Below are 19,006 nucleotides of genomic sequence, written 5' to 3' on the forward strand. Positions count from 1 at the left end.
CGGCGCCGCATAAACGCCCGTGATCGCACGACAATCCACAAATGCCGGTGATTCGCCGGCGTTTGGTTCGAGGATTTCGAGTCATGCTTTCGTCGTCCGGCACGGCCTCCGGCTTCATCCGCCCCGCCGCGCCCGCCACCTCTCCCCGTCTGGTGCGAGCCGTCGCCGCCTCGCTGGTGATCGCGGTCGCCTCGCTCGGCACCATCCTCGCGCTGACGCTGCTGTCGACCCAATGCGGGCCGGCCTGCGGCATGGGGACGCCTTTCGCGCTCTGATCGGCTCGGCAACGATCCTTTCCCATCACGGCGCGTTGACTGGCGCGCCGCACCGCAGCCGCGACGGCCATCCTGCGAGGAGGCAGTGCGATGAAGGCTCCGATCGTCTGGGTTTCCGGCACGCTGAGCGCAGCCACCGCGCTGCTCGCCTCGCTGCTGATCGTGACCGCGAGCCGCGGTGAGATCACCACTTACGAATCCTCCGCAGGCCCGCTGACCGTCCAGACCGTGGCGCAGAAGCTGGTGCATCCCTGGGGGCTGGCGTTTCTGCCCGACGGCCGGATGCTGGTGACCGAACGTCCCGGTCGCCTTCGTCTTGTGGCGCCGCAGGGCCAGGTCTCGAAGCCGCTGCAGGGCGTGCCCGAGGTGTGGGCCTCGGGCCAGGGCGGCCTGCTCGACGTCGCGGCCGACAAGGACATCGCCAGCAACCACACGATCTACCTGTGCTACGCCGAGCGCGACGGCAACGGTGGCCGGACCGCGGTAGCGCGTGCGTCTCTCGACGCCAGCGATGCACCGCGGCTGAACGACATCAAGGTGATCTTCCGCCAGCAGGGGCCGCTGTCGTCCGGCAATCACTATGGCTGCCGGATCGCACAGGACGGCAGCGGCAATCTGTTCGTCACGCTCGGCGAGCACTACGCGTATCGCGATCAGGCGCAGAGCCTATCCAATCATCTCGGCAAGATCGTCCGCATCGCGCCGGACGGCAGCGTGCCCGACGGCAATCCGTTCGCCGGCCGCGACGGCGCCAAGCCGGAGATCTGGAGCCTCGGCCACCGCAATCCGCAAGGCCTCGCCTTCAACCCCGCCGACGGCAAACTGTGGGAGGTCGAGCACGGCCCGCGTGGCGGCGACGAGGTCAACATCATCCGCAAGGGTGAGAATTACGGCTGGCCGGTGATCGGCTACGGCATCGACTATAGCGGCGCCAAGATCCACGAGGCGACCGCCAAGCCGGGCATGCAGCAGCCGGCAAAGTACTGGGTGCCGTCGATCTCGCCGAGCGGCATGGCGTTCTATACCGGCAAGCTGTTTCCGACCTGGACCGGCAGCCTGTTCGTCGGCGCGCTGTCCGGACAGATGCTGGTGCGGCTGTCGCTCGACGGCGACAAGATCACCGGCGAAGAGCGGTTGCTGCAGACGCTGGACGAGCGGATTCGCGACGTGCGCCAAGGGCCGGACGGCGCGCTGTGGCTGTTGACCGACAGCGATACCGGGCGGCTTCTGCGCGTCGCACCGGCAGGCAACTAAGCGGTATTTTCAGCGGAGAAGTGCGTCCGCAGCCGCGGCTCGCCTCACACGTTAAGATGTAGTTGACGCGTCACCGCCGTGTAACAAACTACCGTTAGGGTCCGCTCGCGTCTGATCGAGGCCCCCCGTCGCCGATCAACGTCCCCAGCGGTCCCCGTCAGTCGCCGCGTCTGACCGGGGCCGCACCTTTTTGAGCGGCGCAAAGTTATTGCCATGCTGCGATTCATCCTCGTCATTGCCGCCGTCGTGCCGCTGACGTTGTGCCTGCTGCCGGTGCATCTGCTGGCAATCCGGTTCGGCTGGCGCGCACAGCGCACGATTCCGCAGCTGTATCATCGCATCGTCTGCGCGCTGATCGGCGCCCGCATCCATCAGGTCGGCCGCCGCTGCGACGGCCCGGTGCTGATCCTGTCCAATCACGTCTCCTGGCTCGACATCTGCGTGATCTCCGCGGTGGCGCCGGTGTCGTTCATCGCCAAGAGCGAGGTCGCCGGCTGGCCGGTGTTCGGCGCGCTGGCACGCTGGCAGCGCACCGTGTTCATCGATCGCCAGGCCCGGCATCGCACCGGCGAGGCGACGCGCGAGATCGGCGCGCGGCTGCAGGACGGCGACGCCATGGTGCTGTTCGCCGAGGGCACCTCGTCCGACGGCAGCCGGGTGCTGCCGTTCCGCTCCGCGCTGGTCGGCGCGGTGCACCACGCGATCGGCGAACAGGCCGGCGCCCGCGTCGCGGTGCAGCCGATGGCGGTGACGTATACCGGCTTCGGCGGCCTGCCGATCGGCCGCGAGCTGCGCCAGCGCGTGGCATGGTACGGCGACGCCGAGCTGATTCCGCATTTCGTCGAGCTGCTGTCGGCCGGCGCGATCGACGTCACCGTCAGCTGGGGCGATGCGGTCGCGACCTCGATCGACGCCGACCGCAAGCAGATCACCCGCGATGCCGAGCAGTCGGTGCGCCGGATGTGCGAAGCCGCCCGCCGAGCCGGCATGCGCGGCGCCATCGCCCCGCGCCCCGCCGCTGTGCCCGATGGGCAGCCGGAAGCCGCGTAGGGCGCGCTGCACTCACACATTGCTACAAACGGTCATTCCGGGGCGATCGCGCAAGCGAGCGAACCCGGAATCCCGAAGATGCAGGCCGCCGGCCGTGCCCCAAACTGCGAGATTCCGGGCTCACGCGCTGACGCGCGTGCCCCGGAATGACTGCCTGGAGCGGCGTGAGCGACGCAACGAACGTAGATCTCGCCTCTGGCGTCTCGCGCGAGGGGACGCGGAGTAACAGGCGAACGCGCACGAGTAGAATGGCCTTCGCGCCACTCGCCGGCGGTGACGCTTGACGCGGCTGTGATCGGCGACTCGGGTTGCGGCGGTGCGGCGTGCGCGCCACAATGGGCGGCTCCACGCACCTCTCAAGGACACTTCATGGACATTCGCAATCTCGGCGGCAGCGGCCTGCGGGTCTCGGTCGTCGGCCTCGGCTGCAACAATTTCGGCCAGCGCACCGACCCCGAAACCTCGAAGAAGGTGATCCACAAGGCGATCGACCTCGGCGTCACGCTGTTCGACACCGCCGACATCTATGCCGGCATGGGCGGCTCCGAGACCGTGCTCGGCAACGTGCTCGGCGATCGCCGCAAGGACATCGTGCTGGCGACCAAATTCTGCAAGCCGATGGCGACCGACGGCACCAAGCAGGGCGCCTCGCGGCGCTACATCGTCGAGGCGGTCGAAGCCAGCCTGAGGCGGCTGAAGACCGACTGGATCGACCTGTATCAGCAGCACGATTACGATCCGCTGACGCCGATCGACGAGACGCTGCGCGCTCTCGACGACCTGATCCGCGCCGGCAAAGTGCGCTACATCGGCAATTCGAATTTCCCGGCATGGCGGATCGCCGAGGCGGAGTACGTCGCCCGTGCGCTCGGCACCCACCGCTACATGTCGTGCCAGGACGAATACAGCCTGGTGGTGCGCGACATCGAAAAGGACCTGCTGCCGGCCGCGCAGGACTACAAGCTCGGCCTGCTGCCGTTCTTCCCGCTGGCGAGCGGCCTTCTGACTGGCAAGTATCAGCGCGGCACGGAAGCGCCGGCTCACACCCGCTTCGCCAAGATGCCGGCGATCCGCGACCGCTACTTCACCGACGCCAATCTCGATCTCGTCGACAAGCTGAAAGCCTTCGCCGAAGCGCGCGGCCACTCGCTGCTCGAACTGGCATTCTCCTGGCTCGCCTGCCGCCCGCAAGTCTCCAGCGTGATCGCCGGCGCCACCACGCCGGAGCAGATCGAGCAGAACGTCAAGGCCGTTAGCTGGAAGCTGACGGTCGAGGAGATGGCCGAGGTGGACGCGATCACCAAGGGGTAGTTCGCGGCAACGCCTCCTCACACCGTCATTCCGGGGCGCGCCCGAAAGGGCGCGAACCCGGAATCCCGAGGTGAGTGGGCATTGAGTTTAGTGCGCGCGTCAGATTCCGGGTTCGCTCGCTGACGCGAGCGCCCCGGAATGACCGGGGGAGAGGTCCGCGGCGTCACTCAGCTCCGCCGGCATGCTGCCCCCTCCGCTCCGCGACCTTCCGCGTATTGCATCGCGGCCCAGGCGGAGTACGCTGCGAGCGTGTTTCAACCAGCGTTCACCGATCGTTGCTCATGCCGCTCCGCCCGACCTCGTCCGACACGCCTGCACCGCCGCCGCGGCGGTTGATCTGCGCCGGCTGCGGCGCCGAGTTTTCGTGCACGATGGACAGCGGCTGCTGGTGCTCGGCCGAGCCGGCGCATCTGCCGCTGCCGTCGGACGCGGTGGATTGCCTGTGCCCGGAATGCCTGCGCGAGGCTGCGAAGGCGAGCCGCAAATCGTGACCGGTGCGCATGACTGGCTGATCGCAGCGGTGCTGCTCGATATGGACGGCACGCTGGTCGATACCGAGCGCGTGTATCTGGAAAGCCTGACCGAGGTGCTCAACGCATTCGGCCTGCCGGATGCGACAAAGACCTGCGAGTCGATGGTCGGGCTGCCGGGGCCGGAGTGCCAGGCGCTGCTGGTCGCGCGCTACGGCAAGACGCTGCCGCTGTCCGACATCAACCGCGCCTTCGTCGCCAAGCGCGACGCCCGGTTCGCCAAAGGCCTGCCGGTGAAGCCCGGCACCTGCGAGCTGCTCGACGCGCTCGACGATGCGCGCTGTCCGGTCGCTGTGGTGACGTCGTCATCGCGCAAGACGGCCGACATGCACCTGACGCTCGCCGGCATCCGCGCGCGGTTTGGCACCATCCTCACGCGGGACGACGTCGCCCACGGCAAACCGGCACCGGATCTGTATCTGCTCGCCGCCGACAGGCTCGGCGTGCCGCCGGCGCATTGCGTCGCGGTGGAGGATTCCAGCGTTGGGGTCGCCTCGGCCTTCACGGCCGGTGCCATCACGCTGATGGTGCCGGACCTGCTGCAGCCCGACGCCACCACACGCGGCAAATGCGCCGCGGTGCTGCCGGACCTGCACGGCGTGCTGGATGTCCTGCAGACCCGCGGACGATTTGCGCCGGTGCCAGCCTGATCAGCAGGCTGAGCGGACGATCTCTCGTCATGATCTCTCAGCGTCACTGCGAGGCGGCGATAGCCGACGAAGCAATCCAGGAGCTTCGTGCACGGAGCTGGATTGCTTCGCTTCGCTCGCAATGACGGGACACATCGAAAGGCTTTCGGCGCTTCGACGGAGCGTAGTCGTTACGGCAGTCCGCCGCCGCCCATCGCGCCATACACTTGGCCGGTCGCGTAGCTGGCATCGCTGGCGGCGAGCTGGACGTAGATCGAGCCGAGCTCGGCCGGCTGGCCCGGGCGCCCCATCGGCGCCATGCTGCCGAACTTCTCCAGCTTCTCCATCGTCGCACCACCCGACACCTGCAGCGGCGTCCAGATCGGGCCTGGCGCCACCGCGTTGACGCGGATGCCCTTGGGCGCGAGCTGCTTGGCGAGCGAGCGGACGTAGTTGGTGGTCGCGGCCTTGGTCTGGGCGTAGTCGTAGAGATCCGGCGACGGATCGGCCGCCTGCTCGGACGAGGTGCCGATGATGCACGAGCCCGGCTTCAGGTGCGGCAGCGCCGCCTTGATGATCCAGAACGGTGCGTAGATGTTGGTCTTCATCGTGGCGTCGAAATCCTCGGAGCTGACGTCGAGGATCGACGCGCGGGTCTGCTGCCGGGCGGCATTGTTGACCACAATATCGAGGCCGCCGAGGCTCTCCACCGCGCGCTCGACCAGTCGCTTGCAGAACTGCTCGTCGCGCAGATCGCCGGGGATCGCCACCCCGTTGCGGCCGGCATCCTTGATCAGTTTGATCACTTCCTGCGCGTCGTCCTCTTCGGCCGGCAGATAGTTGATCGCAATGTCGGCGCCTTCACGCGCGAACGCGATCGCGGCGGCGCGGCCCATGCCGCTGTCGCCGCCGGTGATCAGCGCTTTACGGCCGGTGAGCCGGCCCGAGCCCTTGTAGCTCTGCTCACCGTGGTCAGGTCGCGGATTCATCTTCGACGCCAGTCCCGGCCACGGCTGCGATTGCCGCTCGAACGGCGGCTTCGGATACTTCGAGGTCGGGTCCTGCAGCGGAGCGGCGTCGGTCATGGTCTGAGCGTCCTTGGCAAATGCAGGCGCGGCGGCGGCCGCAACGCCGAGCATGCCGGCACCCGCTCCGCCGACGACACCTCTGCGGGAGATCGTGTTGGTCATGGCTGTGATCCTGTGGATGTCAGCGGCAACCGCCGCCTGACGCGATCGTTCCGGACCGAAGGCCGGTTACTCGGCCGCCTTCAGCTGCGTCTGCACGGCGCGCGCGAGCGCAAGATGCTGGCGCAGGATCGGCAGCGTCTCGGATGCAAAGCGGCTAGCACCTTCGCTGCCGCGATCGGCGGCTTGCGAGAACTTCTCGATGTCCTTGCCGTGATCCTCGATCTGTGCCGCGAGGAACTTGCGGTCGAACTGATCGCCGGCGAGGCCCTTCAGTTCGGCGCGGGTGCGCTCGCCCTCATCGCCCACGCCGTCCGGCAACTGCGCCTGAACGTCGTTGGCGAGCGCGGCCAGCCGGCTCTCGATCGCAACGTGATCATTCACCATCAGCCGCGCGAACGCCTTGAGAGCCGGGTCGACGGCGCGCTTCTCAGCCAACAGACACAGCTGAATCTCGGCCTGATTGTCTTCAGCCGCGAACGCCAGGAACTGCTTGTCGGCGTCGCTGAGCGGCTGCGGGTCGGCCCGTAAAGCCGCGTGATGCGGCGGGTTCGCCGGCTGGGCCGCGGCAGGCCATGCCGCGACGGCGAGGAACGCGAGCGCGGCGAACACCGGAACGAAATTCATCGGGCAGCTCCGTGGAGAGGTGGGCGGCGAACCGCCCCCTCAACCGCCGACCCGACGCCCCGTTCCTCAGCTCTGGGTGCGAGATGCGCTGACTTTCGCCGCGCGCCGCGGCCCGCTCGCACGCGCCGGCAAGGCTGCCGCCACCAGCTTGGCTGCTGCCGCGCCCGCGGTCTCCATGTAGCTCGCATCCCGATGCAGCAGCACCACCGCGAATGAGCCATCGAGCAGAAGCAGCATCTGCCGGGCGAGTTCCTCAGGCGTGGCGATGCCGGCCTCGGCGAAGGTCTCGCACAGCCAGCGCTCGAACTTCTTCTTGTGCGCGGCGCCGATCTTGATCGCCGGATGGCCGGGCAGATTGGCGAGCTCGGCCGAGGTCCGCAGGAAGCCGCAGCCCTTCCATTTCGGATGCCGCGCGGCCCGCGCGAGATTGCGGAAGATGCCTTCGACCTTGGCGGGCAGTGCGCCCGGCGTCTCCTCGAACCATTGCCGGAACAGCGCCAGGTTCGGCTGATCGCGGCCTTCGAGATACGCCGCGACGAGATCATCCTTGCTGCGGAAGTGATAATATAGCGTCCGCTTGGTGACGCCGGCCTTCTCCGCCACCGCGTCGACGCCGACGGCACGGATGCCTTCGGCATAGAACAGTTTGGCGGCTGCGGCGACGATGCGGTCTCGCGTGGTATTGCCCTCGCGGGTCTTCGGAGCTGCTGCTGACATTCGAGCCGTCATCTCGCCCATGTATACCGACCAGTGAATATACACAATGCGATGCCCGCGGTAGCCATCGGGTGACCCGATGGAGGCTTTCACATGACCGAGCTGATCCCGATCGAGCTGCGCGACGGCATCGCGCTCTTAACGCTGAACCGTCCCGACAAGCTGAACGCGCTGAACTACGCGCTGATCGACCGGCTGATGCAGCGGCTGGACGCGATCGAAGTCGATGACGCGATCCGCGCCGTGATCGTCACCGGCGCAGGCGAACAGGCATTCTCGGCCGGCGCCGACATCACCGAGTTCTCCGGCAGCGTCGCGCGCGGCGCCGACCACGCGGTGCGCGACTTCGTCCGCCGCGGCCAGACCATGACGGCGCGGCTGGAGAGCTTCCTCAAGCCGGTGATTGCGGCGGTGAATGGCATCGCCTATGGCGGCGGCTGCGAGATCACCGAGGCGGTGCATCTGGCGGTGGCGAGCGAATGCGCCCGCTTCGCCAAGCCGGAGATCAGGCTGGCGATGCCGCCGACCTTCGGCGGCACCCAGCGGCTGCCGCGCCTCGCCGGCCGCAAGCGGGCGCTGGAATTGCTGCTGACCGGCGAGCCGTTTTCACCCGCGCATGCGCTGGCGATCGGCCTGGTCAATCGCGTGGTGCCGCATGGCGAGCTGCTGAACGCGGCGGATGCGCTGGCCCGGCAAATCATCCGGCATCCACCCGGCGCAGTCGCGGCAGTGATCAATGCGGCGACCCGCGGGCTGAACCTGTCGATCGACGAAGGCCTGTTGGTCGAACGCGCCCAGTTTGCCGCGCTGGTCGGCCGCGAGGAGCTGGTGCGCGGCCTCGCCGACTGGCAGAATCGGCCGCGCGCCGCAGCTCAGACCGGATAGCCGGGCGTGGCCCGGGCCAGACCGCCGAAGGCGTCCAGCAGCCGCTCGCGCCAAGCATAGACCGGGTCGTCGCTCGGCAGCAGCGAGAAGTCGCTAACGACCCGGGCCCATTGGAAGCCGCCGAACACGATGTAGTCGGCGTAGTTCGGCGCGGCGCCGCCGATGAAGGCCTGCGTCTTCAGCGTCAACCGTAGCGGGTCGAGCGACTTGCGGAAGCCCTCGACCGCGCGATCACGGGTCGCCGCGGTCTCTTCCAGCGACTTTTTCAGCCGCGCCTCACGCGACTGCCGGAAATACGCCGCGTCGTCCGGATCGAGCCGTTGGGCGATGTCGGCGACGATCAGCGGAAACAGGCCGCCGACGATCGCAAGATCGCCCCACCAGTTCAGCATCCGCGCCATCGCCCGGCCGCCCTCGCCGCCGAACAGCGACGGCCGATCGGGATAGGCGTCTTCGAGATAGTTGGCGATCGCCCAGGAGTCGGCGACCGTCTTGTCACCGTCGATCAGCACCGGCACTTTCTCGGAGCCGTACGGCGCGATCGCCGCCTTATCGGTGAAGCGCCACGGAATCGTCTCCGCCTGCAGTCCCTTGTGCGCCAGCGCCATCCGCGTCCGCCACACGAACGGCGAAAACGGCCGGCCCACATCGGCCCCGACCAGTTCGAACAGTTTGAGAGTCATGTCGCGCGTCCTCGGGTCTCGCGTTGGTCGTGGGCGGTCGCCGAACATTCCGGCGTCGGGCGCTCGCCACACACGTCACGTCATCGCCAGACGAGGTCCGGCGATCCATCTCTTCAAGATGATGGATGCGCGGGTCAAGCCCGCGCATGACGGGATTGGTGATGTGTCGACCGTCATTCGGGGGCGCCGCGCAGCGGCGAACCCGGAATCTCGACGTGCAAGGACAAAGAGGTGCTTCACAAGCTCGGGATTCCGGGTTCGCTCGCTGAAGCGAGCGCCCCGGAATGACACTGTTGTGGCAGTGTGCGCCGCCCCTACTCCACCTTCGCCTTGACCGGCTCGATCACCTCGAAATTCGGCGAGAAGTCTTCGAACAGGCCGAACAGTTCGCGCAGCTTCAGCGGGTTGCCACTGACCCAGAGGTCGCCGCTCAGCACGGCGCCGAGGAAGCCGCGCTGCTTCAGCGAGATCGCATCGAAGGTGGCGCGGTTCAGGGTGACGCTGACATCGGCGTTGTCGGACAGCTTGCCGGAGACGTGGGTCAGCGCCGAGTTCTCCAGGTTCATGGTGTAGGTCTCCTTCAGGTCGGTGAAGGTCCAGTTCACCACGATGTGCTTGCCTTCGGCCTTCGCCGCATTCAGCCGCACCGCGAGGAAGTCGAACGCCAGATCGATCGACACGCCCTTGAGCAGATCGGGATTGGACGTCACGGAGTCGGTCTTGATCAGGCCGTTGCGCAGCTCCTGCGCGCCGAGCAGATAGGCGTTGCGCCAGGTCGACGCTTCGGCCTGATAGCCGAGCTGCTCCAGCGCGTCGGCGCCGAGCGCGCGGGCTTCGGCGTTGGACGGATCGGCGAACACCAGCTTGCTGGCCACCGTCGCCACCCAGCGATACTGCCCGGCCTTGTAGTCGTCCCGGGCGCGCGCCAGCACCGCGGCGGCGCCGCCCATATAGTCGACCTCCTTCTTGGCCTGCTCGGCCCGCGGCAGCGGATTGAGATCGGCCGGGTTGGCGTCGTACCAGCCGAGATAGAACTGATACACCGCCTTGGCGTTGTGGCTGACCGAGCCGTAATAGCCGCGCGCGGCGAATTCGTTGGTCAGCGACGGCGGCAACGTCAGCCGTTCGGCGATCTCGGTCGGCGTCAGACCGTGATTGAGCAGCCGCACGCTCTGGTCGTGGATGAACTTGTAGACGTCGCGCTGCTTCTTCAGATAGCCGACGACGCGGTAGCGGCCCCACACCGGCCAATTGTGCTGGGCGATCACCACATCGGTCTTGTCGCCGTAGCGCTCGATCGCCTCGCCGATATATTTCGACCACAGCCGGCCGTCGCGGATCGCGGCGCCGCGCAGGGTGTAGAGGTTGTGCAGCGTGTGGGTGGTGTCCTCCGCCATGTTCAGCACCTTGAACTGCGGATAGTAAGAGATCATTTCGGACGGTGCTTCGGATTCCGGCACCAGATGGAATTCGATCTCGACGCCGTCGATGCTGCGGGTCTCATAAGGCTGCTTGATCAGGTCGTTCGGCGCGATCAGCGACACCGTACCCTTGGCCAGCGCCTTGCCGAGGCCGGCGTCGACCTGGCCGCGGTCGCCGACCGGCAGTTGGGTGCCGAACTGGAATTGCGCGCGGCGGCTCATCGCGTTGCCGGCGATGACGTTCTCGGCGACCGCATGCTCGATGAAGCCGGTCGGCGCGATCACCTTGACCGTGCCGCTGGCCGCATCGGCCTCGTCGATCAGGCCACGCGCCCCGCCAAAATGGTCGATATGGCTGTGGGTGTAGATCAGCGCCACCACCGGCTTCTTCGGCCGGTGCTGGTAGTACAGATCGAGCGCCGCCTTAGCGGTCTGCACCGTCAGCGTGGTGTCGGTGATGATCAGCCCGGTGTCGCCCTCGACGATGGTGACATTGGCGATGTCGAGCCCGCGGACCTGATAGACCCGCTCAGCCACCTGAAACAGTCCGCTGGCGAGATTGAGCTGCGCCTGCCGCCACAGGCTGGGATTGACCGTGGCGGAGGGCTGATCGCCCTTGAGGAAGTCATACGGCTTCAAATCCCACGCCGCCGGCGCACCCGGCGGACCGGGGACGACGCCGTCCGGCAATGACGCGATCAGGCCGCGTTGCGCGTCCTCGAAGTCGGCGCGGTCGGCGAGCGGCAGGGTCTTGGTGATCGCCTCGTTGGCGGCTCGGGTCGCCGGCTCGGCGTCGTTCGGTTGCGCGGCGAGCGGCGTAGCCAGCAGCGATAGCGCCGCGGCGGTCGCTAATATCATCGACGGTATAATTCGTGCCATGCTCAATCTCCGGAAAGGCACGGATCATCACCCGGTTCCCGCCGCAATGACCATTGCAATCCCGCCCGCGAAACCGAAATTTCCTGCCGCAATATCGGCTCTCCACAGCTCCTGTTTTTCCCGCACTGCAAAGTATTCCGTAACGCGAATTGAACATGATCGCGCTTCACTGACACCACCAACGGCGGCAGCCCGCAGGCCGGGCGGCTGGGCGGGAGGGAGAGCGACGATGCGCTATTCGGCCGAAGACCTGCAGGCGGCGACCCAGGCTGGCGTGATCACGCCGGCGCAGGAAGCGGCGCTCCGCACCTTTCTGGATGCACGTCACCCGGCGGCCGCGAGCGACGACCCGCGCTTCGATATCGTGCATCTGCTCTGGTACGCGGGCGCGCTGATCGTGATCAGCGCCATGGGGTTGTTCTCGACCATGGCGTTCGCCGGCCTTGGCGGCGCGGCGCTGACCGCCACGGCGCTGATCTACGCCGTCGCGTTCTGGTGGACCGGGCACTACCTGTGGCACGTGAAGAATCTGCGCACGCCGGGCGGGCTGTGTATCGCCGTGGCGGTCGGGATGATGCCGCTGGCGGTGTATGGCGTCCAGGAGGCGTTCGGGCTGTGGTCGGAATTCGGCAAGCCCGACACCGTTCGCAGCTTCTACATCTGGGTCAAAGGCAGCTTCATCTTCATGGAGCTCGCCACCATCGTGGCCGCGCTGATAGCGCTGGCGTTCTATCGCTTTCCGTTCATCGTATTTCTAATGGCGGTGGCGCTGTGGTTCCTGTCGATGGACCTGGTGCCGTGGATCACCGGCACGCCGCACGGCGATTTCGAAACCGCCCGCAAGGTCTCGATCGGCTTCGGCGCCGGCATGGTGATCGCCGCGGTGCTGGTGCATCTGCGCCAGCGCAGCGGCGACTTCGCCTTCTGGCTGTACCTGTTCGGCGTGATGACGTTCTGGGGCGGCATCACCGCGACCTCGAACGGGACCAACCTGGACAAGGCGCTGTACTGCGCCATGAACGTCGTGTTCCTCGGCATCGCGGTGGTGCTGGGCCGGCGGGTGTTCGCGGTGTTCGGCGCGTTCGGGATCGCGATCTATCTCGGCGATCTCGCCGAAAAACTGTTCCGCGACTCGCTGCTGTTCCCGTTCGCGCTGTCGCTGATCGGCATCGCCATCATCGCGCTCGGGCTGTTCCTGCATCGCCGCCAGCCGGCGATCGAAGCATGGTGTGACGCAAGGCTCCCCCACGGGATGAAGCGGCTGCGGATGGCGCCGAGCTGAACCCATCCGAACTCTACGTCAGGCGAGATAAGGTCATGCGCCAGCTGCGACCGGCCATCGGGCACTCTCGGGACAGGCGGCGGCGTGCACCTCACCAACTAACGACCCGCCAGCCCCGCGATAAACGCCGCCCCGCGATTCGACATCGCGGTCGCTAGCGCGCGCTCCGAAAGACCGCAAAACAAGCCGACGACAAGGGCGATCGAGCCGGTGGCCTTGAAGCTCTCGGAGCCGGTCTTGAGATTTCCGATCTCGATATTCAAAGCCCCGGTCCAGAACAACAGACAGGCCATCAGGGTCAACGCCACGACGAATGCAATCCGGAACGGCGGGTCGAGCGAATGCTCGTCGAGAAGCGCCAGGTCGTCGAACGGCAGATCGAGCCGGCGGATGGCGAACGACAGCCAGGTGCCGAGCGATGCACCTGCTGCAGCCAGCAAGAACGTTTTGTGTTCGTTCCACCATGGCGACGGACACTGAGCGGCATGCTCTTTCATCATGGTCACGCTGCAGGTGCCGCTTCGGATAGCCGCATAGGCAACGAGGAAGCCGATGAAGAACAACGCCGCCCACGCTCCGAGGCGGCGCACATAATCGTTCTTGATACGTCCTGCTTCGCGCCCGGCGAACTCCAGCTTCAGGCCGATCAGCGCCTTTTTGGCGAGATCGACGTGCGGGCCTTCCAACCCGAGACCGGCAATGCCGGCGAGCTTCCGGACATATTCATCGAGCAAACTTCGCGCGCGTTGCTTCGCCGCCGCGATGGCGTCCACCCGATACGGAACGGGTGTTCTCTCCTCGAGCTGGCGGCACACTGTGCCGATCACCGTCATCGCGTTGTCGATCTGGACATAGAGATCCTGTTTCTCGACCGAAGGCGTGTCGTTCGGCGGCGGCAGACCTTCGTTGACGCCGATCTTGAGATCGACCGCCACATCCTTTCCATCTCGCTTTTCGTACTTGATGTTGACCGCAAACAGGCGTCCGCCGAGACGATCGACCAGGCCGCGATACTTGCCGTTGATGAACCGCGCGTTGCTTGCGAGCACCGCCGGGGCAGTCCCCTTGCGGAAATTGATCGCGTCCTCGCGCAGCTCGTCCGCTGCAGCTTCGCGATAGACGGCGCGCTCCCGCAGCACCGCGTCCGAGTAACGAGGCGAACCGTCCGACTTCTTTTCTTTCTTCACATCGGCCGCCAGCACGTCGAGCACCTCTTTCAGGGCCGTCAAATAGTCCTGATCCGGCTGACCGAGCGGGCATTGTCGAGGGTCGACCCTGAACTCCTTGGCGAATCTCGCCTCCGCCACCGGAATGCTCTCGATGACGATATCGGGCTCGGAGCGACGCCGCTCGGTATCGATCGTGGCGACCCGCTCAAGCGTTAGGTCAACATTTTGGGTGCTCGCGAAGTGCTCTGCCGCCTCGCGCAACTGCGCCGCCGTGGCAAACCACCACCGCCTGCGTGCTTCAGCAAGCGCAGGACAAAGGCGAGCGGCGTCATCGGCCTTTCGTCCGGCCGAAATGACCTCTACGGCTGTCTCGATCTGCCCAAGCAGATCGCGCTCTGCGGCGGTCGGAACGACGCCAGCCGCTGGCACAAGGTCGAAATCGTGGTCGAACCGGGAGGGAACGTGATCAGAGACTTGATACTTCATCGATCGTCTCCCCTTGGTTCGCACCGACGATCGGCGGCGGCGCGACCCGGAACAGACCGCCACTACGTCCTTTTTTTGTTGGGGCAGTTGGGCTCGTCGCACGCGGTCTGCATGCGATCGTCGCCCGTGTAGCCGCCACTCCCGAGTTCGATCTCGGTCCGCAAAGACTTGTCGAGGTCCAGGAAGGTGCGATGGAACTCATCCAGCGTATCGCTCAGCCCGCCGACCGGCATGTCTCGCAATGTGCTGCGCAGCCTGTCGTCGCGCGACAATTGCAGCACTTTCGTCAATGGCGGGGCGAACTTCTTTGCTGCCGTAAGCTCGTCGAGCAGCGCACGCTCGAAAGGCGTGAGCTCCTCATGCTTCTCGCGGCGCCTGGCAAGTAACTCGTGAAGGTGGGAAAGCGCGGGTCCGAGCATGGCAGAACTCCGTTCGCAATCTCGCGCAATGATAGAAACGGAACCTTTCGGCAATCAACCCTAAAATGATCGGGACGATCGCTTCCCAGAACTGGCGACGGGCCCCATATTCCCGCCATGGCGAAATCTCCCGACTCTTTCGACACCTCCCCGAAAGCCGCAAAGGCCAAATCCGCCGCGCCGAAAGCCCCAAAATCGAAGGCCCACCGGCCCGACGTGAAGCCGATCGGCCCGGCGCTGGCCGAACTTCTGAATCCGGCGCTCAATCGCGGCGATGCGGGGCTCGGCTCCGGCACCGGCTTGCAGCCGCCGCCGGACAATTCGCACGACCGCCGCACCGGCGGCGAGGCCGCCGTGCATCGTGGCCGGGCTTCGACGCCGAAGGTCGGCGACGGCGCCACGCCGCGTCCGACGGCGCTGCAGCCCTATCCGCAGCCGCCCGGCGCGAGTCGGGGCGGCCTCAACGAAGCGCCGCAGGCCAATTACGGAACCGCCGCCACCATCCCGACGCTCGATCCGGAGCTGGCGCGGCAGCTCGGCCTGCCGACCGAGGAGGACGACGCCGAAGCGCTGGCAAGGCCGCCGCGCAGCAAGATGGAGGCGCTCGGCGTCAAGGCCACCGCCGACGCTCTGGAGAGCCTGATCCGCGAGGGCCGCCCCGAATTCAAGGGCGAGGACGGCGGCGTCAAGCTGTGGGTGCCGCACCGGCCGCCGCGCCCGGAGAAGTCCGAAGGCGGCGTGCGCTTCGTGCTGAAATCCGACTATCAGCCGCGCGGTGACCAGCCGCAGGCGATCAAGGAGCTGGTCGAAGGCATCGACCGCAGCGATCGCACCCAGGTGCTGCTCGGCGTCACCGGCTCGGGCAAGACCTACACCATGGCCAAGGTGATCGAGGCGACGCAGCGCCCGGCCATCATCCTGGCGCCGAACAAGACGCTGGCGGCGCAGCTCTACGGCGAGTTCAAGAACTTCTTCCCCGACAACGCGGTCGAGTACTTCGTCTCGTATTACGATTACTACCAGCCGGAAGCCTACGTTCCGCGCACCGACACCTATATCGAGAAGGATTCGTCGATCAACGAGCAGATCGACCGGATGCGCCACGCCGCCACCCGCGCGCTGCTGGAACGCGACGACGTCATCATCGTCGCCTCGGTGTCGTGCATTTACGGTATCGGCTCGGTCGAGACCTACACGGCGATGACCTTCGCGCTGAAGCGCGGCGAACGGATCGATCAGCGCCAGCTGATCGCCGATCTGGTCGCGCTGCAATACAAGCGCACCCAGGCCGACTTCACCCGCGGCACCTTCCGGGTGCGGGGCGACGTCATCGACATCTTCCCGGCGCACTATGAGGATCGCGCCTGGCGGGTGAAGATGTTCGGCGACGAGATCGAGGGCATCGAGGAATTCGACCCGCTCACCGGCCACAAGCAGGACGAGCTGGAATTCGTCAAGATCTACGCCAATTCGCACTATGTGACGCCGCGGCCGACGCTGATCCAGGCGATCTCCTCGATCAAGACCGAGCTGAAATGGCGGCTCGATCAGTTGCACGCGCAGGGCCGCCTGCTCGAAGCGCAGCGTCTGGAGCAGCGCACCACGTTTGACATCGAGATGATGGAAGCCACCGGCAGTTGCGCCGGCATCGAGAACTACTCACGCTATCTGACCGGCCGCCGGCCCGGCGAGCCGCCGCCGACACTGTTCGAATACGTGCCCGACAACGCGCTGGTGTTCGCCGACGAAAGCCACGTCTCGATCCCGCAGATCGGCGCGATGTTCAAAGGCGACTTCCGCCGCAAGGCGACGCTTGCCGAATACGGCTTCCGGCTGCCGTCCTGCATGGACAATAGGCCGCTGCGCTTCGAAGAATGGGACATGATGCGGCCGCAGACCGTCGCGGTGTCGGCGACCCCGGCGGCGTGGGAGCTGAACGAGAGCGGCGGCGTGTTCGTCGAGCAGGTCATTCGCCCGACCGGCCTGATCGATCCGCCGGTCGACATCCGCCCCGCCCGCACCCAGGTCGACGATCTCGTCGGCGAAGTCCGCGCCACCGCGGCGCGCGGTTATCGCACGCTGATCACCGTGCTGACCAAGCGGATGGCCGAGGATCTCACCGAGTTCCTGCACGAACAGGGCATCCGCGTCCGCTACATGCATTCGGACATCGACACCATCGAGCGCATCGAGATCATCCGCGACCTGCGTCTCGGGGCATTCGACGCGCTGGTCGGCATCAACCTGCTGCGCGAAGGTCTCGACATTCCGGAATGCGCGCTGGTGGCGATCCTCGATGCCGACAAGGAAGGCTTTTTGCGCAGCGAAACGTCGCTGATTCAGACCATCGGCCGCGCTGCGCGTAACGTCGACGGCAAGGTGATCCTCTATGCCGATCAAATGACCGGCTCGATGCAGCGCTCGATCGACGAGACCAATCGCCGCCGCGAGAAGCAGATCGAATACAACACCGCGCACGGCATCACGCCGGAGAGCGTCAAGAAGTCGATCGGCGATATTCTGAACAGCGTTTACGAGCGCGACCACGTGCTGGTCGAGATCGGCGACGGCAAGGGCGCCGGCTTCACCGACGACGCCGCGGTGATCGGCCACAATTTCGAGGCGGTGCTGGCCGATCTCGAAACCCGGATGCGCGAGGCCGCCGCCGATCTGAACTTCGAGGAAGCCGCAAGGCTGCGCGACGAAGTCAAACGCCTGCGCGCCACTGAGCTCGCGGTGATCGACGATCCGACGGTGAAGCAGCGCGGCGTCGCGGCGAAGGCCGGCAGCTACGCCGGCAATAAGCGCTACGGCGCGGCAGCGAATTTGCCTGCGGAGGCAGGCAAAGGCGGCCGCGGCAAGTCAGGATCACGCGGCGGCGATGCCGCTTCACCCTCCCCCTTGCGGGGAGGGTCGGCCGAAGGCCGGGGTGGGGGTACCCCGAGCACGACGTCAAAGGTCCACAAACCCGACCTCGACGAAATGGGCATCGCCGGCTTTCACGAGTTCAAAAAAGTCCAGCGCCCCAAGCCGCGCAAACCGACACTCGACGAAATGGGCCCGGGGACCGAGAGCAAGATCTATCAGCCGACCTCCAGCCGCGAAGCCGGCCCCGAATTCGGCCCCTCCCCGCGTAGTACCGGCGGCGCGCCGGGAAAGCGGGGTGGGTGGAAGAAGAGGTAGCATTCCGCCGGCAAGCATTCCGGTTGCGCTATTCCCCGATGGGGAATAGCTTGTTCGGATGATCCGCTCGTTCCGAGATCCGGCGACCGCGCGGCTGTTTGCTGATGAGGACGTGCCGCGGTTTCGCGCGATCGAACGGCAAGCTCGTCGAAAGCTGCTGCTCCTGGACGGCGCTGCTAAACTCGACGATATGCGGCAACCTCCGGGCAACAGGCTCGAGGCCTTGAAGGGCGATCGCCGCGGCCAATACTCGATCCGCATCAACGATCAATGGCGGATTTGTTTCGAGTGGCGTGAGGACGGCGCAGAAATGGTCGAAATCGTGGACTATCATTAGAGGCTGGCGGCATGGCCAAACCAAAGCAGCTCCCCCCGATCCCTCCCGGCGAGATTCTGATCGAGGAATTCATGCGCCCGAACGGGATCAGTCAGAACCGGCTGGCGCGCGATATCGATATCAATCCGGCCCGGGTCAACGACATCGTGCACGGCCGCTCTGCGATCACCGCCGCCGTGGCCCTGCGGCTGGCGAAGTACTTCGGCACGACGCCCGAACTCTGGATGAACCTGCAGGCGTCCTACGACCTGCGCCGTGCCCGCGCCGCAGACTGGCCCGCGATTGAGCCGCGCGTCCGCGTGCTCGCCGCGGAGTAGACGCTACGGCTTTTTCGCCGTGCGCCCGTGGGTCGTAGGAGCGGTTGCAAGCAGCCGACCGCCCACCTGCGCCGGCGCGAGCGGGAAGCCTCGGCAGCCCGGCACTCTTACTCTTCGATCAGCCCCCTGACCGCCGCCGCTGCCTCGGCCCGGTCCTCGACCAGCACATACTCCCCGCGCCCCAACGTCGCCGCGCTTGCCGTAACCACCGCGCGCTTCGGGCAGATCCCGAGACAGCTGGTGGTGACGAGCTTCGGCCGCTTGCCACCCTGCGCGGCGGCGGCGTGCTTCAGTTCGGCCTTCAGCGCCTGCTTGAGCCTCTTGCCGCCGTCGATCTTCGACAGGCATTTGCCGCAGATCAGCAC

At 66.4% G+C, this 19,006-nt stretch carries 19 protein-coding genes; 11 read left to right on the forward strand and 8 right to left on the reverse strand.

The genetic code is table 11. The annotated features are described in order from the left end of the window. Window positions 1-83: 83 nt before the first annotated feature. From VRZ08_RS09935 to VRZ08_RS09960, 6 genes are all read left to right on the forward strand, one after another. A complete protein-coding gene (locus tag VRZ08_RS09935) occupies window positions 84-275 on the forward strand; it encodes an HtrA2 peptidase (protein ID WP_263989624.1) in 192 nt (63 codons plus the stop codon). 90 nt (window positions 276-365) lie between these two features. Continuing rightward, window positions 366-1,529 (forward strand): PQQ-dependent sugar dehydrogenase, encoded by a 1,164-nt coding sequence (locus VRZ08_RS09940; RefSeq protein WP_414532431.1) that lies wholly within the window; start codon window positions 366-368, stop codon window positions 1,527-1,529. Window positions 1,530-1,742: 213 nt separating this feature from the next. Next, a complete protein-coding gene (locus tag VRZ08_RS09945) occupies window positions 1,743-2,579 on the forward strand; it encodes a lysophospholipid acyltransferase family protein (protein ID WP_414532432.1) in 837 nt (278 codons plus the stop codon). Window positions 2,580-2,948: 369 nt separating this feature from the next. Further along, window positions 2,949-3,890, forward strand: coding sequence for an aldo/keto reductase (locus VRZ08_RS09950; RefSeq protein ID WP_414532433.1), 942 nt, complete (start codon window positions 2,949-2,951; stop codon window positions 3,888-3,890). Between the two features lie 281 nt (window positions 3,891-4,171). Further along, on the forward strand, window positions 4,172-4,381 hold the full coding sequence (locus VRZ08_RS09955; protein WP_107356877.1) for a cysteine-rich CWC family protein: 210 nt from the start codon (window positions 4,172-4,174) through the stop codon (window positions 4,379-4,381). Further along, window positions 4,378-5,070 carry an HAD family hydrolase gene (locus tag VRZ08_RS09960; RefSeq protein WP_414532434.1) on the forward strand — a complete coding sequence of 231 codons (693 nt, stop codon included), beginning with the start codon at window positions 4,378-4,380 and terminating at the stop codon, window positions 5,068-5,070. The genes VRZ08_RS09955 and VRZ08_RS09960 overlap by 4 nt, the downstream gene beginning before the upstream one ends. Window positions 5,071-5,240: 170 nt before the next feature. On the opposite strand, the gene VRZ08_RS09965 is transcribed toward VRZ08_RS09960, so the two are convergent. From VRZ08_RS09965 to VRZ08_RS09975, 3 genes are all read right to left on the reverse strand, one after another. Continuing rightward, window positions 5,241-6,239 carry an SDR family oxidoreductase gene (locus VRZ08_RS09965; RefSeq protein WP_414532435.1) on the reverse strand — a complete coding sequence of 333 codons (999 nt, stop codon included), beginning with the start codon at window positions 6,237-6,239 and terminating at the stop codon, window positions 5,241-5,243. 66 nt (window positions 6,240-6,305) lie between these two features. Further along, a complete protein-coding gene (locus tag VRZ08_RS09970) occupies window positions 6,306-6,863 on the reverse strand; it encodes a DUF4142 domain-containing protein (protein ID WP_414532436.1) in 558 nt (185 codons plus the stop codon). Between the two features lie 66 nt (window positions 6,864-6,929). Next, window positions 6,930-7,580, reverse strand: a complete 651-nt coding sequence (locus VRZ08_RS09975) for a TetR/AcrR family transcriptional regulator (protein ID WP_414532437.1) — start codon at window positions 7,578-7,580, stop codon at window positions 6,930-6,932. A gap of 93 nt (window positions 7,581-7,673) precedes the next feature. On the opposite strand from VRZ08_RS09975, the gene VRZ08_RS09980 reads away from it, so the two are divergent. After that, window positions 7,674-8,465: a crotonase/enoyl-CoA hydratase family protein gene (locus tag VRZ08_RS09980; RefSeq protein ID WP_414532438.1), complete on the forward strand. Its 792-nt coding sequence runs from the start codon at window positions 7,674-7,676 to the stop codon at window positions 8,463-8,465. Here VRZ08_RS09980 and VRZ08_RS09985 read toward each other — a convergent pair. Both VRZ08_RS09985 and VRZ08_RS09990 read right to left on the reverse strand, forming a co-directional pair. After that, window positions 8,453-9,148, reverse strand: a complete 696-nt coding sequence (locus VRZ08_RS09985; RefSeq protein ID WP_414532439.1) for a glutathione S-transferase family protein — start codon at window positions 9,146-9,148, stop codon at window positions 8,453-8,455. The genes VRZ08_RS09980 and VRZ08_RS09985 overlap by 13 nt on opposite strands. Before the next feature lie 314 nt (window positions 9,149-9,462). Continuing rightward, window positions 9,463-11,448, reverse strand: a complete 1,986-nt coding sequence (locus tag VRZ08_RS09990; RefSeq protein ID WP_414532440.1) for an alkyl/aryl-sulfatase — start codon at window positions 11,446-11,448, stop codon at window positions 9,463-9,465. Between the two features lie 229 nt (window positions 11,449-11,677). Between VRZ08_RS09990 and VRZ08_RS09995 the strand changes: the two genes are divergently transcribed. Continuing rightward, window positions 11,678-12,730 carry a hypothetical protein gene (locus VRZ08_RS09995; RefSeq protein WP_414532441.1) on the forward strand — a complete coding sequence of 351 codons (1,053 nt, stop codon included), beginning with the start codon at window positions 11,678-11,680 and terminating at the stop codon, window positions 12,728-12,730. Between the two features lie 98 nt (window positions 12,731-12,828). Here the strand turns inward: VRZ08_RS09995 and VRZ08_RS10000 are convergent, their stop codons facing one another. Further along, entirely contained in the window at window positions 12,829-14,385 is a 1,557-nt protein-coding gene (locus VRZ08_RS10000; protein WP_414532442.1) for a hypothetical protein, read from the reverse strand. A 62-nt stretch (window positions 14,386-14,447) separates the two neighbouring features. Then, window positions 14,448-14,804, reverse strand: a complete 357-nt coding sequence (locus tag VRZ08_RS10005) for a hypothetical protein (RefSeq protein WP_414532443.1) — start codon at window positions 14,802-14,804, stop codon at window positions 14,448-14,450. Between the two features lie 117 nt (window positions 14,805-14,921). On the opposite strand from VRZ08_RS10005, the gene uvrB reads away from it, so the two are divergent. From uvrB to VRZ08_RS10020, 3 genes are read left to right on the forward strand one after another with little or no spacing between them, the layout of a single operon-like run. Next, window positions 14,922-17,987 carry an excinuclease ABC subunit UvrB gene (gene uvrB, locus VRZ08_RS10010; protein WP_414532444.1) on the forward strand — a complete coding sequence of 1,022 codons (3,066 nt, stop codon included), beginning with the start codon at window positions 14,922-14,924 and terminating at the stop codon, window positions 17,985-17,987. Window positions 17,988-18,045: 58 nt separating this feature from the next. Beyond that, entirely contained in the window at window positions 18,046-18,324 is a 279-nt protein-coding gene (locus tag VRZ08_RS10015) for a type II toxin-antitoxin system RelE/ParE family toxin (RefSeq protein ID WP_414532445.1), read from the forward strand. A gap of 11 nt (window positions 18,325-18,335) precedes the next feature. After that, the gene (locus VRZ08_RS10020; RefSeq protein ID WP_012497553.1) at window positions 18,336-18,641 is read left to right on the forward strand and encodes a HigA family addiction module antitoxin; all 306 of its coding nucleotides are present in this window, start codon (window positions 18,336-18,338) and stop codon (window positions 18,639-18,641) included. Window positions 18,642-18,748: 107 nt separating this feature from the next. Here VRZ08_RS10020 and VRZ08_RS10025 read toward each other — a convergent pair. Continuing rightward, on the reverse strand, window positions 18,749-19,006 hold a 258-nt coding region (locus VRZ08_RS10025; RefSeq protein WP_414532446.1), incomplete at its 5' end, for a (2Fe-2S) ferredoxin domain-containing protein.

This window comes from Rhodopseudomonas sp. G2_2311 (assembly GCF_047501505.1).
In the GTDB taxonomy this organism is placed as follows: domain Bacteria; phylum Pseudomonadota; class Alphaproteobacteria; order Rhizobiales; family Xanthobacteraceae; genus Rhodopseudomonas; species Rhodopseudomonas palustris_H.

Bases quoted from the DNA above. Each gene is read 5' to 3' on its own strand.
- VRZ08_RS10005 (WP_414532443.1), bottom strand. From the start codon at position 14,804: ATGCTCGGACCCGCGCTTTCCCACCTTCACGAGTTACTTGCCAGGCGC.
- VRZ08_RS09940 (WP_414532431.1), top strand. From the start codon at position 366: ATGAAGGCTCCGATCGTCTGGGTTTCCGGCACGCTGAGCGCAGCCACC.
- VRZ08_RS09975 (WP_414532437.1), bottom strand. From the start codon at position 7,580: ATGTCAGCAGCAGCTCCGAAGACCCGCGAGGGCAATACCACGCGAGAC.
- VRZ08_RS09950 (WP_414532433.1), top strand. From the start codon at position 2,949: ATGGACATTCGCAATCTCGGCGGCAGCGGCCTGCGGGTCTCGGTCGTC.
- VRZ08_RS09990 (WP_414532440.1), bottom strand. From the start codon at position 11,448: ATGGCACGAATTATACCGTCGATGATATTAGCGACCGCCGCGGCGCTA.
- VRZ08_RS10000 (WP_414532442.1), bottom strand. From the start codon at position 14,385: ATGAAGTATCAAGTCTCTGATCACGTTCCCTCCCGGTTCGACCACGAT.
- VRZ08_RS09955 (WP_107356877.1), top strand. From the start codon at position 4,172: ATGCCGCTCCGCCCGACCTCGTCCGACACGCCTGCACCGCCGCCGCGG.
- VRZ08_RS09980 (WP_414532438.1), top strand. From the start codon at position 7,674: ATGACCGAGCTGATCCCGATCGAGCTGCGCGACGGCATCGCGCTCTTA.
- VRZ08_RS09985 (WP_414532439.1), bottom strand. From the start codon at position 9,148: ATGACTCTCAAACTGTTCGAACTGGTCGGGGCCGATGTGGGCCGGCCG.
- VRZ08_RS09945 (WP_414532432.1), top strand. From the start codon at position 1,743: ATGCTGCGATTCATCCTCGTCATTGCCGCCGTCGTGCCGCTGACGTTG.
- VRZ08_RS10015 (WP_414532445.1), top strand. From the start codon at position 18,046: ATGATCCGCTCGTTCCGAGATCCGGCGACCGCGCGGCTGTTTGCTGAT.
- VRZ08_RS09965 (WP_414532435.1), bottom strand. From the start codon at position 6,239: ATGACCAACACGATCTCCCGCAGAGGTGTCGTCGGCGGAGCGGGTGCC.
- VRZ08_RS09995 (WP_414532441.1), top strand. From the start codon at position 11,678: ATGCGCTATTCGGCCGAAGACCTGCAGGCGGCGACCCAGGCTGGCGTG.
- VRZ08_RS09970 (WP_414532436.1), bottom strand. From the start codon at position 6,863: ATGAATTTCGTTCCGGTGTTCGCCGCGCTCGCGTTCCTCGCCGTCGCG.
- VRZ08_RS10020 (WP_012497553.1), top strand. From the start codon at position 18,336: ATGGCCAAACCAAAGCAGCTCCCCCCGATCCCTCCCGGCGAGATTCTG.
- uvrB (WP_414532444.1), top strand. From the start codon at position 14,922: ATGGCGAAATCTCCCGACTCTTTCGACACCTCCCCGAAAGCCGCAAAG.
- VRZ08_RS09935 (WP_263989624.1), top strand. From the start codon at position 84: ATGCTTTCGTCGTCCGGCACGGCCTCCGGCTTCATCCGCCCCGCCGCG.